The following is a 14,345-nucleotide window of genomic DNA, read 5'->3' on the forward strand; positions in this document are numbered from 1 at the left end:
TTGAATAGGTTACCCACCACAGTTGAAAGGAGTGTTTCACATGATAAAAAAACGAATCATCCCCTGCCTGGACGTGAAAGACGGCCGGGTGGTCAAAGGCATCAACTTCAAGGGACTCCGCGACATCGGCGACCCGGTGGAACTTGCCGCACGATACAATGCGGCCGGCGCGGACGAGCTCGTTTTCCTGGATGTCTCCGCGACCGATGAGGGCCACGACCTCATGCTCGACGTCATCAAGCGCACGGCGGAAGTGCTGTTCATCCCGCTCGCCATCGGCGGCGGCATCCGCACCGCGGACGATATCGGGCGCTTGCTCAAGGCCGGTGCCGACAAAGTAAGCATCAACTCCGCGGCGCTTGCCCGCCCCGAACTGATCCGCGAAGCGGCAGAACGGTTCGGCAGCCAATGCGTCTGCCTGTCGGTTGATGCCGGCTGGGACGAGGAAGCGCAGGACTGGTTCTGCTTCACGCACGGCGGCAACAAAAAGACCGACATCCGGGTCCTTGACTGGATCACCGAAGGCGAAAAGCTGGGTGCAGGCGAAATCTTACTCACCAGCATGGAAGCAGACGGCACGAAGGTCGGTTTCGACCTCCCCCTCCTCAAAGCCGTGGAAAAAGCCGTCACCGTCCCGGTCATCGCATCTGGCGGTGCCGGTGATGCCGACGATTTTGTCGAGCTTTTCCGTGAGACAGACGTGTCGGCAGGCCTTGCCGCTTCCATCTTCCACAACGAAGAAACGACCGTCGGCGAGGTCAAGGCCCTGCTATCGGATGCCGGTATTCCGATCCGCCTGACGGCCGGGGGTGTGCCGAATGAAGCCTGACTTCTCCAAGGGGCTCGTCCCTGCGGTGCTCCAGCACTGGACGGATCACACCGTCCTCATGCTCGGCTACATGAATGAGGAAGCCTACGAGAGGACGCTTGAAGAAAACGTCGTCTGGTTCTACTCACGAAGCAAGGAACGCCTCTGGAAAAAGGGAGAATCGAGCGGACACGTTCAGCGGGTGAAGGGCATCGCGCTCGACTGCGACGACGACACCCTTCTGATCCAAGTGGAACCGGCGGGCCCCACCTGCCATACAGGGACGAAAAGTTGCTTTGGCGACTCCCCCGCTTCCCCGCTCCTTTCTCTTGAAGCGATGATCCGCGACCGCCAGGCGGAAGCCGGCGAAGGATCGTATACCAACTACCTCCTCGGCAAGGGACTCGACAAAATCGCGAAGAAGTTCGGCGAAGAAAGCTTCGAAGTCGCCATCGCGGCCATGAAGCGCGACCGGGAAGAACTGGCAAACGAGACCGCCGACCTGCTTTATCACCTGTTCGTTCTGCTTCATGAACAGGGTATCCCTTTCCATGAAGTCGAGCAGGTCCTTCACTTGCGCCATTCAAGGAAAAACAACTTCAAGGGCGAGCGGCAGGATGTCGATAACTGGTGAAACGTTGACATACTCCACTGAAACGCTGACAAAGCGCTCTCCATACCAACGCGAAAAGGACCGGCGGCCGCCGGTCCTTTTCCTTGCGTCCCGGATGCCGCCGGGTACGCCATATGCTAAAATAAATGAGTACTTTTATTGTGGAAAGAAGGTCAGAAATGGCTTTGTTTTTAGTGAAACGGGCAGCTGAATCGGCCTTCGTGCTCATTCTCGGAAGCTTGCTAGTCTTTACATTTATCCGTCTCATCCCGGGGGATCCGGCCGCTGCTATGTACGGAGATCAGCTGCAGAAGCTGACCGAGGCCGACCGGTTGAGAATTTCTGAGAACCTCGGACTGGACGAGCCGCTTCCCGTTCAATATGTTCATTGGGCTTCCCAGGTGCTCCAGGGCAATTGGGGAGCTTCCTATCTCACTGGAGAGCCTGCTGATGAAGTGATTGTCCGCACTCTCCTGCCCACCGCCGTGCTGCTCATCGTTTCCCAGGTGCTGATGATCGGACTGGCCCTGCTCTTCGGCCTCACATCGGCGCTCCGGCGTGACAGTCTGTATGATCGGACTGTCCTTGCCGTGAGTGTCCTGCTCATGGCGATTCCTCCTTTCTGGCTGGCGCTCATGATGATGCTGTTCTTCTCGATCCGTCTGGGCGTCCTGCCGTCGTCCGGTATGGGTGCAGGGCCGTTTTCCATCCGGCATCTGATCCTGCCCGCCCTTGTCATCGCTCTGTCCCATGCCGGCTATTATATCCGGCTTTTCCGGAATCATTTCGCCGCTTCCTCTTCAGGCGGCCACCTTCTGGCACTCCGCGCCCGCGGCGTCCCTTACCGCCGGATCGTGCTTTCCCATATCCTGCCGAATGCCGCTGCCCCGCTGATCGTTTATACCGGTGCATCGCTCGCTGTGTCGCTGGCGGGCTCCGTTGTTGTGGAGACGATTTTCTCCTGGCCGGGGCTTGGGCGGCTCGCGCTGAAGTCTGCGCTTGCCCATGACTACCCGGTCCTGCTCGCGATCGTCCTGCTCAGCATGGCTTTCGTCATCCTCGTCAATCTGCTTGCAGGCCTCCTGGCGGCTTGGATCGATCCGAGGCTTCGGGAAGCCGATACCGAAGGGGGGGCAAGATGGTGAAGATGAGATATGCGATCGTTTCACCGGCATTCGCAGGCTTGTTCCTCCTTGTCCTCTTTTCATCCGCTGCACCGCTGCTTGCAGGAGCAGATCCGGCCGAAGTGAGGATGGACCGGATTCTCCAGCCGCCCGCCAGCGGACATCCGCTCGGCACGGACGAACTCGGCCGGGATATCTGGTCGAGACTTCTCTACGGTGGCCGGGTGTCACTGGCAGTCGGATTTCTTGCCATGGCGCTTTCTGTCCTGGTCGGGGTGATCCTCGGTACGGTCAGCGGCCTGGCGGGCGGATTCATCGACAGGCTGATCATGCGGGTCACCGACATGATGCTCAGCATTCCTTCCCTTCTCCTCATGATCGGACTGCAGGCCGTCTCGCCTGCCGGGCTGCTGTCAGTGATTTTCGTCATCGGCTTTACGGGATGGATGCTGATTGCCCGGGTGGTCCGGACGGAAATCAGGGCCATCCGCAAGGAAACATATGTCCTGACGGCGAAGAAACTCGGAGCAGGTCCTTGGCGGCGTTTTATCAGTCACTTGCTGCCCCGCTTGATGCCATCGATCATCGTACTCGCCGCAAGCAGTGCGGGCCATGCCATCCTCGCCGAAGCGACCCTCAGCTTTCTCGGGCTCGGCATTCCCCAGACCACGCCATCCTGGGGCAATATGCTGAACGAAGCCCAAGGATACCTGATGTCAGGGGCATGGTGGCTTGCCGTTTTCCCGGGGCTATGCATCGCGCTGACCATCTATTTCATCCATGTACTCGGAGACCGGCTGCAGGCCGGTCCCCGTCGCCCATCGGCAGGAAAGGAGCGAAACCCGCATGGCCATACTGGAGTTTGACCATCTGACGGTGGCCGGAGAGCGGGAGGAGATTCTCTCCGGCCTGACATTCAGCCTGCCGGAAGGCGAAACCGCCGTCATGATCGGACAGAGTGGCTCGGGCAAAAGCATGACCGCACGCGCTGCTCTCGGAATGCTGCCGGACGGGCTCCGGGCATCCGGAGCGGTCCGGTTTCGCGGGGAATCGGTCTTTCATATGCCGGATAAACGTCGCCGGACTTACCTTGGCCGCGGGGCCGGCATCGTCTTCCAGGATTCATCCGGAACATTCGATCCGATCCGCTCAATCGGACAGCACTTCAGAGAGCTGTTTTCCGTTCACTTTGGCCTAACAGGCAAAGACGCAGACATGCGTGCGCTTCAGTGGATCAGCAGGGCAGGCATCCCGGACCCCGCCCGCGCGGCCGCAGCCTATCCGCACGAGCTGTCCGGCGGAATGCGCCAGCGTATCCAGATTGCGCTTGCCGCTTCCCTGGAACCCGAACTGCTTATCGCGGACGAACCGACTACCGCACTGGATCTGAACATCCAGACAGCCGTACTCGAACTTCTGAAGGATTGGAAAAAAGAGACCGGCGGCACGCTGCTTCTGATCACTCATGATCTGGGCGTTGCACGCGAGATGGCGGACCGGGTCCTCGTCATGGACAGCGGCAAGCTGGCGGAAGAGCGGGCCGCACATGAATTATTCGCCGCTCCCCGCTCCCGTGCAGCCCGGCAGCTGGCGGAAGACTGGCGGACGGTCGGAGAAATCCCGACTGCAGGGAAAACGGATACATCCCTTCCACTTTTAAATGTGTCCGGCCTGTCCCGGTCTTACCGGACAGGTCGTCTATTCAAGAAAAAAGAGGTCCGGGCATTGGACGAAGCGTCCCTTTCGATCGGTTCGGGAGAGATTGTCGGACTGATCGGTGAAAGCGGGGGCGGGAAAAGCACGCTTGCCCGGCTTCTGGCCGGCATTGAACCCGCACAGACCGGAACAATCACCTGGAAGGGCAATGGAAACTGGCCGGAAGCCGTCCAATGGGTGCATCAGGATCCTGCCTCCTCATTTAATCCGGACTGGACGGCCGGACGCCTGGTCACAGAAGGCCTGGAATACCGGGGCGTCAAGCGGACCGAACGGGAACAGGTGGCCCGCTCCCTTTTGGCGGAAGTCGGACTTTCTCCTGAAACCGTCCTCCAATATCCCGTTGAACTGTCTGGCGGCATGAACCAGAGGCTTGCTCTCGCTCGAGCGCTCGCCGTCTCTGCTGAACTCGTCATCCTCGATGAACCGTTTGCCAGCCTGGACATGAGCGCGCAGGCGAGGATGATCCGCCTGATCCGCTCACTACGCGACCGGGAAGGCGTGGCCTTCCTGTTCATCACCCATGACATCCGGACTGCCTTTGCCCTCTGCGACAACATTTATGTGATCCGGCAGGGACGGATTATTGATGGCGGAACGCCCGACGAGCTTGCATCATCCGCCCACCCTTATTCCCGATCACTCCTCGCACACGTACCGGGACGGGGAGATTCACCAATCCAATTATGAAGGAGGAGTTCAATGAGGAATCCATTGAAAAAACCATTAATCGGCTTCGCCGCCTTTTTCCTCGCCGCCCTGGCCGGGGCGTGCAGCGCACAGCCTGCCGACCAGGCAGCGGACGAAACCAAGCAGCTGGTCTACGGCATGGAAGCTGAAATCGACCGGGTGAACCCGGTCCTGGATGAAAGTCAGGAAATCGATGCGCTGCTGTTCCGGGGCCTGACAAAGCCGGACGAACAAAACAAAGTGACTCCTGACCTGGCCGAAAGCTGGACAATCAGCGAAGATCTGCTCACGTACACGTTCAAGCTTCGGGAAGACGCCGTCTGGCAGGATGGGGAACCAGTAAAAGCGGATGATGTGGTTTTCACACTCCAAAAAATCCTTGACCCCAAGACCAACACGCCGATCACCGGCGAATTCCAAGAGATTGCGGACGTCCGGACAACCGGTGATGATGAAGTGGAAATCACGCTGCACCGCCCGTATCCCCCGCTCCTCGACAAACTGAAAGTCGGCATTGTCCCGAAGCACCTGCTCGAGGATGAAAACCTCGCCGAATCTGAATTCAACCGGAATCCGGTCGGCAATGGCCCGTTCCGCCTGAAGGAATGGAAAGGCGACGGCACAATCGTGCTGGAGCGGAATCACGATTATTACGGCAACAAGCCGAAGCTGGATGAAGTCGTGTTCAAGCCCGTTCCGGATGCCAACACCCGCCTTGTCCAACTGAAAGCGGGAGAAATCGACCTGGCCAGCCTCACCCCTTCCCAGATGGAAGCCGTGAAAGGCTCGGATCCGATCAAGGTCCATGAAATCGGCACAGCCGATTACCGTGCCGTCATGTATAACTTCGACCTTGAGATTTTCCACGACCCGAAAGTCCGGCAGGCCATCAGCCTCGCAGTTGACCGCGAGGCGATGGTCGAAGGAATCCTCGACGGCAAAGGAGAAGCGGCATATGGGCCGCTTCAGAAATCCTGGGCCGCGCATCCTGACGCCGGACAGACCGAAGGGCCCGACCGTGAACGCTCGGCACAACTGCTTGCAGAAGCCGGGTGGAACAAGAACAGTGAGGGCATCCTGGAGAAGGACGGGAAGCTGCTGAGTTTTGAACTCGTCGCCCCCGCGCAAGACACCGTTCGTGTCGCGCTTGCCAATGTGGTTTCCCAGCAGCTCAAACCGCTCGGCATCCAGGCTAAACCCAAACCGGTCGACCAGAATGCGGTCAAATACGACGGCGAAGAAGCGTTGCTCATCGGCTGGGGCAGCGAATTCGACCCTGACGACCATACGTATCGCTTGTTCCACAGCAGTGAAATCGGCGGTGGCCGGTATAATTTCGGAAAGTACCGGAATGAGGAAGTCGACCGCCTTCTGACAGAAGCCCGCACCGCGACAGACCCGGAAGAACGGAAAGCGGCATACGGGCGCTTCCAGGAAGCCCTTGCCGAAGACCCGCCCTACACGTTCCTCGTCTACCTTGATGCTTTGTATGGCGTGAACGAACAGGTCACAGGAATCAGTGACCGCACACTCGGCCATCACGGTTTCGGGATCCTCTGGAACATCGAGGAATGGGATAAGCAGACGGATTGAAAAACTTGATCCACAAAAAAGATCCCGGTTCAGCGTGAACCGGGATCTTTTTGTATGAACCGGAATGCTCTCCGGTTTTCTCAGGCGTTGCCTTTCGCCGTTTCTTCCTGTCCAGCGCTGCCTTCATCCGGCGTGCCGACTTCATCCTGGACGAGTTTCTCCAGTTCTTCGACTTGCTCGTCTTCCAACTTCTGATGAGGCTGAGGATGGAACCACTGGACCTCTCCATCATGAATAAATCCTTTGAACGTCTCTCCCTGAACCTTCAACTTGAATTCGCAGCGTTCATGCGGACGGTCCTCAAAGGCAGGCCTCACGACGAGGTCCTGCGGTTCGTCATCCATATGGCCGGATTGTCTCATCAATTTATAGATTATATACTCGATTTGTTCCGATTTTTCCTGTCCAATCAGTTGTTTCGGGTGGGGATGCATCCACTGGATTTCCCTTTCATGGAAGTGTCCCTTATATTCGTCTCCTTCAATCTTGAATGTGAATGCCAGCCGTTCGTGAGGCCGGTCCTCAAACAGCGGCTCGACTTCAAAACTGTCTACGACCTGTTCCTGTTCTATTTTCCCCTGCTTGTTTTCCTGCATTTCCGTCTCCTCCTTATTACTGGAGTTTCCCCTCACGATAACGAAATAAGCATGCATTTTCAACCTATTAAAGAAAATCCGGAGTCAAGCAGACCCCGGATTTAGTTTGATTATTGAACTCAATATTTCCTTAGGGATGCAGGTGTCAGACCGAGCCATTCCTGGCTGACCTTCTTGTGGCAGACATTCAGCATCTTTTCGATTTTTCCGGTAGACCTTGCGAGGATACGGATGCTGAATCCTGGAACCGCGAGACGGGAGACGCCGTATTTTACATCCTCCGCCTCCACCGTTTCGGCAAGCAGTTCGTATAGATCATCAATCAGGCCGTCTGTTGTCTGCTCGCCAACGGCAATCATCGAGCCCAGGTGCGTGTATCCTTCCATGAAGCCCAGACCGCCCACCTGTTGCTCCGAAGGTGACAGCCGGACGTTGTCAAACACCGCAGGCTCCCCGTCCAGGTAAATCTCATTGGTGAGCCGCACGGAGCTATAGGCGAAATGCCCGCCGTCCGGAGACCAGCCCGGTGTTAAGATGTCCGTGTATAAAAAGGTTGCGCCGTGCTCCAGATGGACAATGTTCTTTTGGCGATAGCTGGCGTCCTTATATGCAATGAGCGGGTCCGGCAAGTATTCGAGATAACTGCCGGACTTGAGTGTCATCATTGTCTCCTGGTACGCATGGTCCTTCGGCGTCTTATAAACTTTCGTTGCGCCTTGGGTCGTCAGCGTGACCCGGGAACCCGGTTCAGCCGTGACATCCATCCGGTACCTGTCCCCGTCCAGATATCCGCCGCCCGGATTCAGAAGATAGTAACACACTTTTCCCGAGTCATCATGATAAATCGGGCGCATCACCTTGAACGCCCCTTGGAAGTAGACATTCCGGGCGACAGTTTTGCCTCCCCGGTCCTCGAGTGAGAGGGAAAGCTCCCCTGTCCATTCCGTCATGGTCAAGCCAGTCCTTTAAGCAGCACTTGATTGTTGATCCAGTCGATCACTTTGTCGAGGCCTTCCTCTGTCTTCAAATTCGTGAAGACGAACGGCTTGTCACCGCGGAATTTCTTCGTGTCTTCAGCCATCACTTCCAGGCTTGCGCCGACGTGCGGGGCAAGGTCTGTCTTGTTGATGATGAAAAGGTCGGATTTGATCATGCCCTGTCCGCCTTTGCGGGGAATTTTCTCACCCTGGGCCACGTCGATGATATAAATCGAGAAGTCGACCAGTTCGGGGCTGAACGTGGCCGCCAGGTTGTCACCGCCGCTTTCAACGAAAATGAGTTCCACGTCAGGATGGCGGGAGATAAGTTCATCAATTGCCGCAAAGTTCATCGAAGCATCTTCGCGGATTGCGGTGTGCGGGCAGCCACCCGTCTCCACACCGATGATCCGGTCGTCCTCAAGCACGCCATGTGCGATAAGGAATTTAGCGTCTTCCTTCGTATAGATGTCATTCGTGACAACCGCCATGTTGACATCGTCTTTCATACGGCGGGTCAGCTTTTCCACGAGCATTGTCTTGCCGGCGCCGACCGGGCCGCCGATTCCGATTCTGATCGGTTCCATCTAACCATTTCCCTTCTATGTGGATGTATTAATGAATCACATCAGGCCTTTTCTCACGGGCCAAGACCAGGTTTCCGCGGAGAAGCCACCGAAAAGCGACTGATGCGAATAGTGTGAGTTTCTTTTATGTCGTTTGCTCTCACTCGATGTCAGGACATGAAAATCCGGACATTCACCCGTTCATGCTGCATCTGCGACAATTCCAGTCCCGGCGCAACCAGGCCGAAGTCCTCATCAGGCAATGCAAGGGCCTTTTCCGCCGTCTGCTGCAGCAGCGGGCGAACGCGATTGAGGGTCAACTGCCCAGCGGTCTGGCCGAGCGGAATCGCCCGTACCGCATTCTGGATCAAACCGGAGACGGTTGCGTAAAAGTGATACAGAATCGCTTCATCTCGGCTGCATCCGAGCCCATGGGCCGTAATGGCAAACACAACAGCAGGATGGGGAACAGTCCGCTTTTCTTTGACGAGCAGGCCGTATTCGGCCAGAAACGGAAAGTCGTACAGGCGTCCGAACAGCCTCAGCATGCCTTCCCCGATCATCCGGGTCCCTTGGCGAGTCTCCCGCGGAAGGTTTTGGACATGGAGCTGATTGCCGACCGTACAGATCGCTTCCATTTCCCCATCTTCCAGCGCGTCATAGATCATGCGGCAAGCGATTCCATCCGTATATGCGAGCTGCTCGCTCACATAGCAGGACAGCCATTCCTCAAACGACACGCAATCCGATACCGCACCACTCTGGATATACGTCTCCAACCCGAATGAATGGCTGAACGCGCCTGTCGGCAGGTTGGAATCGCAGAGCTGCAACAGTGCCAGCATGCGGTCAGTCATGGCTGTGCCCGATATGCCGGAAAGCTTCCTTCACTTTCCTGTCTTCTCGCCCATAGGGGATTTCAAGTTCCTTCAGCAAGTCTTCGACAAGATAGTCGTACTGGACAAGCATCTCATCCCCTTCAAACTGGGCCGGGAGGTGGCGGTTTCCAAGTTGATGCGCGATCATGCCCATCTCGCCGACCGACCTCGGACGGATGACAAGCAGGTCATCCGTCATGACATCCACGATGATCATGTTGCCTTCATCCATGTAAAGCACGTCCCCCGCCCTGAGGTCGCGCGGCTCTTTCAGGCGGATACCGAGTTCCGTTCCGTGATCGCTCTTGACCCGCTGGATGCGCTTGACGAGCGCATCGCTTTCTAGCAGGACCTTTTCTTTATGGCGATTCCCGATCTCGCTCGGATCCATTTCATCCAGATTGCCCAAGATCCGTTCAATAATCATCTGTTTTCACCTCAGAATAAGAAGTATCGTTGACCCATCGGCACCCGTTCCACCGGGTCGCAGGTCAGGTGCTCCCCGTCCACATGTACTTCATACGTTTGCGGATCGACTTCGATTTCCGGTGTCTCCGAGTTGAGTTTCATATCCTTTTTCGTCAGCGTGCGGATGCCGCCGACCGGGAGAACCCGTTTCTCGAGGCCCAGCTTCTCATGGACGCCGTCTTCGTAGGCTGCCTTCGAGATGAAGGTGATCGAGCTTTCCTGAAGCGCTTTTCCGTACTGGGCATACATCGGCCGCATGATATATGGCTGCGGCGTCGGGATGGAGGCGTTTGCGTCACCCATCAGGCCGGACACCGCAAGGCCCGTCTTCAGCACCATCTCCGGTTTGACCCCGAAGAACGCCGGGTTCCAGAGAACAAGGTCCGCGATCTTGCCGACTTCGATGGAGCCGACATGCTCGGAAATCCCATGGGTGATCGCCGGGTTAATCGTGTATTTTGCAATATAGCGCTTGGCGCGATTGTTGTCCGCATATTCGCTGTCGCCTTTCAGAAGGCCGCGCTGCATCTTCATTTTGTCCGCGACCTGCCATGTACGGAGCGTTACTTCCCCCACGCGGCCCATCGCCTGAGAGTCGGAGCTGACCATGCTGAACACGCCCATATCCTGAAGGATATCTTCCGCCGCGATTGTTTCCCGACGGATCCGGGAGTCCGCGAAAGCGATATCTTCCGGAACGGACGGATTCAGGTTATGGCAGACCATGACCATGTCCAGATGTTCATCAATCGTATTGACCGTATACGGCAGCGTCGGGTTGGTCGATGAAGGAAGGATATTCATGTATCCGGCCGACTTGATAAGGTCCGGTGCGTGGCCCCCGCCCGCCCCTTCCGTGTGGTACATATGAAGGACACGGTCTTTGACGGCCGCCATAGTCTCTTCCATGAACCCGCTCTCATTTAATGTATCGGCATGCAGCGCAACCTGGACATCATACTCATCCGCCACCGACAGCGCCATGTCCAGTGAGGAACCGGTCGCCCCCCAGTCTTCATGCACCTTCAGGCCAATGACACCCGAACGGACTTGTTCTGCGAGCGGCTCTTTTGCAGCCGCATGCCCTTTCCCGGTAAATCCGATATTGATCGGTAGGCCTTCCGCTGCCTTCAGCATACGGTGGATGCTCCACTCTCCAGGTGTGACCGTCGTCGCCTTGGAGGCGGTCGCAGGACCCGTTCCGCCCCCGATCAGAGTGGTCGTGCCCGAAGAAAGTGCGACCTGCACCTGCATCGGATTAACGAAATGGACGTGGGTGTCAATCGCCCCCGCCGTCACGATCAGGCCTTCGCCGCCGATAATCTCAGTGGACGCGCCAATGATGATGTCCACATTGTCCATGACGAGCGGGTTGCCGGCTTTTCCGATGCCCGAAATACGTCCGTCCCTGATCGCGATGTCGGCCTTCACAATGCCGGTGTAGTCAAGGATGATGGCGTTCGTAATCACTACGTCCGCAGCCCCGTCAGCTCTTGTCGCAAGCGGATGCTGTCCCATGCCGTCCCGGATGACTTTTCCGCCTCCGAAGACAACTTCATCGCCATAGCTTGTATAGTCCTTCTCGATCCGGATAAATAGATTCGTATCCGCCAGACGCACCGAGTCACCGGTTGTCGGCCCGAACATTTCCGAATATTGTTTTCTGGTCATTCTGAACGTCATGATTTTTCCTCCCCGTCAAGCGGGCCGTCGACTTTGTTGTGGAAACCATAGACACGCCGCTCGCCCGCAAAACCAATCAGCTGTACTTCTTTTTCATCACCTGGCTCGAAGCGCACCGCAGCGCCTGCCGGCACATTCAATCGCTTGCCGTAAGCCAGTTCCCGGTCGAATTTCATCGCCGGATTCACCTCGTAAAAGTGATAATGCGAACCGATCTGGACAGGGCGGTCGCCCGTGTTGGTCACAGTCAGGGTCGTCATCTCTCTCCCCTCATTACAGATGATGTCTCCTTCTTGAAGAACGTATTGTCCCGGATGCATCTCGGATTCCTCCTGTCTTGTTTATCGGATCGGATTGTGGACAGTGACAAGCTTCGTCCCGTCCGGAAAAGTTGCCTCGACCTGGATGTCCGGAATCATCTCGGGCACACCTTCCATGACGTCTTCACGGGAAAGGATATTGGCCCCGTATTCCATCAGTTCGGCGACCGTCTTACCGTCACGCGCACCTTCCAGTACCTCGTAGGTAATCAGCGAAACCGCCTCCGGATGGTTTAGTTTCAGCCCCCGGTCTTTCCTTCGGCGTGCCAGATCGGCCGCTACAACGATGAGCAGCTTGTCCACTTCACGCGGCAGCAAATGCATCTGTTGTTCCCTCCTTTTTCTGATTTCGTCCGAACTAAAAAAAGCCCATAGCAAGACTTTTTGAGGGGTTCTGAATATTTCGCCCGAATCCTTATCAGCATTCCCTTTAGAGCCGGACGGTAAACTACTTTCTAAACTATATTAGCAAAATCAATTTCGGATGTAAATTTAGACACATCCGACTTTCCGCCTCCCTCAAATCCCATTGCAATGGTAAACTTCCATATACGACCCATAACAAAATTTCTCAACTTACTATTATAAAAATAACAAAGAACTGGATTATAAACATTGGATTCCAGCCGTATCATGGTGTCTCGTAGCTTCTCTTTCTATCTTTTTCTTCTATTAAAAAAAACCGGCGGCAGCCGGTCTTTTCTCATGCTTTCGCTTCTTCCCCTTTCGGCCGGAGGGTTTGCTTCAAGACCTTGCCCGACGCGTTTCGGGGGAGTTCCTCCAGAAATTCCACTTCCGCCGGCAGCTTAAATTTTGCCAGGTGCTGTGAGCAGTAGTCGGTGATTCGTTCTTCGGCCATACTCTTTCCTTCCTTGAGCACCACAAATGCTTTCGGCACCTCACCGTAGACCGGATGCGGGATGCCGATCACAGCGGCTTCAAGCACTTCGGGAATCTGGAACAACACTTCTTCCACTTCGAGAGGGTAGATGTTCTCCCCACCCCGGATGATCATGTCCTTTTTACGATCGACGATGTACAGCAAACCGTCTTCGTCGGTGCGTCCCAGGTCGCCCGAATACAGCCAGCCGTCGCGGATTGCGCGGGCAGTTTCTTCTTTGTTTTTCAGGTAGCCTTTCATGACCTGAGGGCCCTTGACGACGATTTCGCCAACCTGGCCAGGCGGGAGCGTACGCCCCTCTTCATCGACGACCCTCACTTCCGTTCTTGGAAGCGGCTCGCCGACAGACCCGATTTTATCAAGGGCATAGTGGTCTTTCAGCGTTGTCGCGGCAGGCGTATTTTCCGTCTGTCCGTAAAGATTCTGGACTTTCACGCCCGGGAATGCCTCCTTCAGCTTTTTCACAAGTTCATATGGCATCGGAGCCGCTCCGTAGCAGAACAGCCGCAGATTGGGAACATCAAGCTCCCCGATGCCCGGGCGATTCAGCAAAATTGCAAACATCGCCGGTACGCCAAAAAACATGGTTGCCCGGCTTTGCTCCATCGTCTCGATCGTCTTGTCCGGTGAAAATGCCGTTTCAATTACGAGCGAGCCGCCGCTGACCGACACGGCGTTCATAAATACATGGCTTGCCGCGCAGTGGAACAGCGGTGTCGTAATCTGCATCCGATCGTCTGCCGTGACTTCCATCGCCTCTGCCCAGATTTCCGCCGTCTCCAGGATGTTACGGTGCGTCAGCATGACGCCCTTCGGCTTGCCTGTCGTGCCGGACGTATACATGATGACCGCCGTGTCATCCGGCTTCAGATCCACCGGCCCGGGAACAAGTGACCGATCTTCCAAAATGGCATCGAACTGACCCGAACCGCCAATCTCCAGCACTTCTTGAAACGAGCCGCCCGTATCCTCAGCCGTCTTCCGAAACGCTTCATCAACAATCAGTGACTTGGCCTCAGAGTGTTCGAAAATATAGCCGATTTCCCGCGCCGTCAACTTCGTATTGACGGGCATGAGTATAAATCCGCCTAGTTGCACGCCGAAATAGGCAGCGACGAACGTGTCTGAGTTCCCCGAAAGAAGGGCGATGACATCCCCCGCCTTGTATCCCTTCTGCTGGAAATACGCAGCGACCCGTTCCGCCTTGTTTCTCATTTCCCCATACGTCCATTGTCTTCCCTCAAAGGATGTATACATTTTTTCCGGTTGCGTCTTTCCATACTCGACGACTACTTGAGGCATGAACACTCGGCCACCACCTTCACCCTTCTTGTTTTACTTATTTAAATATTCAACAAATAGGGACTCTTCTCCTTTTTCGGATTGAAAACACAAAAAAGCACAGCGTTGTA

15 protein-coding genes are annotated in these 14,345 nt (G+C 56.0%); 6 read left to right on the plus strand and 9 right to left on the minus strand.

Features of this window, described 5'->3' with window-relative positions; translation table 11 throughout:
- Positions 1 to 40: 40 nt before the first annotated feature.
- From hisF to BLT01_RS03590, 6 genes are all read left to right on the plus strand, one after another.
- Entirely contained in the window at positions 41 to 829 is a 789-nt protein-coding gene (gene hisF / locus BLT01_RS03565; protein WP_092094675.1) for an imidazole glycerol phosphate synthase subunit HisF, read from the plus strand.
- Entirely contained in the window at positions 819 to 1,442 is a 624-nt protein-coding gene (gene hisIE, locus BLT01_RS03570; RefSeq protein WP_092094677.1) for a bifunctional phosphoribosyl-AMP cyclohydrolase/phosphoribosyl-ATP diphosphatase HisIE, read from the plus strand. Before hisF ends, hisIE begins: the two co-directional genes overlap by 11 nt.
- Positions 1,443 to 1,600: 158 nt before the next feature.
- The gene (locus tag BLT01_RS03575) at positions 1,601 to 2,566 is read left to right on the plus strand and encodes an ABC transporter permease (RefSeq protein ID WP_092094679.1); all 966 of its coding nucleotides are present in this window, start codon (positions 1,601 to 1,603) and stop codon (positions 2,564 to 2,566) included.
- The gene (locus tag BLT01_RS03580; RefSeq protein ID WP_092094681.1) at positions 2,560 to 3,411 is read left to right on the plus strand and encodes an ABC transporter permease; all 852 of its coding nucleotides are present in this window, start codon (positions 2,560 to 2,562) and stop codon (positions 3,409 to 3,411) included. Before BLT01_RS03575 ends, BLT01_RS03580 begins: the two co-directional genes overlap by 7 nt.
- Positions 3,392 to 4,951, plus strand: a complete 1,560-nt coding sequence (locus BLT01_RS03585; RefSeq protein WP_176765022.1) for an ATP-binding cassette domain-containing protein — start codon at positions 3,392 to 3,394, stop codon at positions 4,949 to 4,951. Before BLT01_RS03580 ends, BLT01_RS03585 begins: the two co-directional genes overlap by 20 nt.
- 12 nt (positions 4,952 to 4,963) lie before the next feature.
- Positions 4,964 to 6,544: an ABC transporter substrate-binding protein gene (locus BLT01_RS03590; protein WP_092094685.1), complete on the plus strand. Its 1,581-nt coding sequence runs from the start codon at positions 4,964 to 4,966 to the stop codon at positions 6,542 to 6,544.
- A gap of 80 nt (positions 6,545 to 6,624) precedes the next feature.
- On the opposite strand, the gene BLT01_RS03595 is transcribed toward BLT01_RS03590, so the two are convergent.
- From BLT01_RS03595 to BLT01_RS03635, 9 genes are all read right to left on the minus strand, one after another.
- Positions 6,625 to 7,140 carry a hypothetical protein gene (locus tag BLT01_RS03595; RefSeq protein ID WP_092094687.1) on the minus strand — a complete coding sequence of 172 codons (516 nt, stop codon included), beginning with the start codon at positions 7,138 to 7,140 and terminating at the stop codon, positions 6,625 to 6,627.
- A 119-nt stretch (positions 7,141 to 7,259) separates the two neighbouring features.
- The gene (locus BLT01_RS03600; protein WP_176765023.1) at positions 7,260 to 8,090 is read right to left on the minus strand and encodes an urease accessory protein UreD; all 831 of its coding nucleotides are present in this window, start codon (positions 8,088 to 8,090) and stop codon (positions 7,260 to 7,262) included.
- 2 nt (positions 8,091 to 8,092) lie between these two features.
- A complete protein-coding gene (ureG, locus tag BLT01_RS03605) occupies positions 8,093 to 8,704 on the minus strand; it encodes an urease accessory protein UreG (protein ID WP_092094691.1) in 612 nt (203 codons plus the stop codon).
- 149 nt (positions 8,705 to 8,853) lie between these two features.
- Positions 8,854 to 9,540: an urease accessory protein UreF gene (locus BLT01_RS03610; protein ID WP_092094693.1), complete on the minus strand. Its 687-nt coding sequence runs from the start codon at positions 9,538 to 9,540 to the stop codon at positions 8,854 to 8,856.
- The gene (ureE, locus tag BLT01_RS03615) at positions 9,533 to 9,988 is read right to left on the minus strand and encodes an urease accessory protein UreE (protein ID WP_092094695.1); all 456 of its coding nucleotides are present in this window, start codon (positions 9,986 to 9,988) and stop codon (positions 9,533 to 9,535) included. Before ureE ends, BLT01_RS03610 begins: the two co-directional genes overlap by 8 nt.
- 11 nt (positions 9,989 to 9,999) lie before the next feature.
- Positions 10,000 to 11,712 (minus strand): urease subunit alpha, encoded by a 1,713-nt coding sequence (gene ureC / locus BLT01_RS03620; protein WP_092094697.1) that lies wholly within the window; start codon positions 11,710 to 11,712, stop codon positions 10,000 to 10,002.
- Positions 11,709 to 12,032: an urease subunit beta gene (locus BLT01_RS03625; protein WP_092094699.1), complete on the minus strand. Its 324-nt coding sequence runs from the start codon at positions 12,030 to 12,032 to the stop codon at positions 11,709 to 11,711. The genes ureC and BLT01_RS03625 overlap by 4 nt, the downstream gene beginning before the upstream one ends.
- Positions 12,033 to 12,053: 21 nt before the next feature.
- A complete protein-coding gene (locus tag BLT01_RS03630) occupies positions 12,054 to 12,356 on the minus strand; it encodes an urease subunit gamma (RefSeq protein WP_092094701.1) in 303 nt (100 codons plus the stop codon).
- Positions 12,357 to 12,735: 379 nt separating this feature from the next.
- Positions 12,736 to 14,235: a class I adenylate-forming enzyme family protein gene (locus tag BLT01_RS03635; RefSeq protein WP_092094991.1), complete on the minus strand. Its 1,500-nt coding sequence runs from the start codon at positions 14,233 to 14,235 to the stop codon at positions 12,736 to 12,738.
- Positions 14,236 to 14,345: the final 110 nt, after the last annotated feature.

This window comes from Bhargavaea beijingensis (assembly GCF_900101985.1).
Lineage (GTDB): Bacteria > Bacillota > Bacilli > Bacillales_A > Planococcaceae > Bhargavaea > Bhargavaea beijingensis.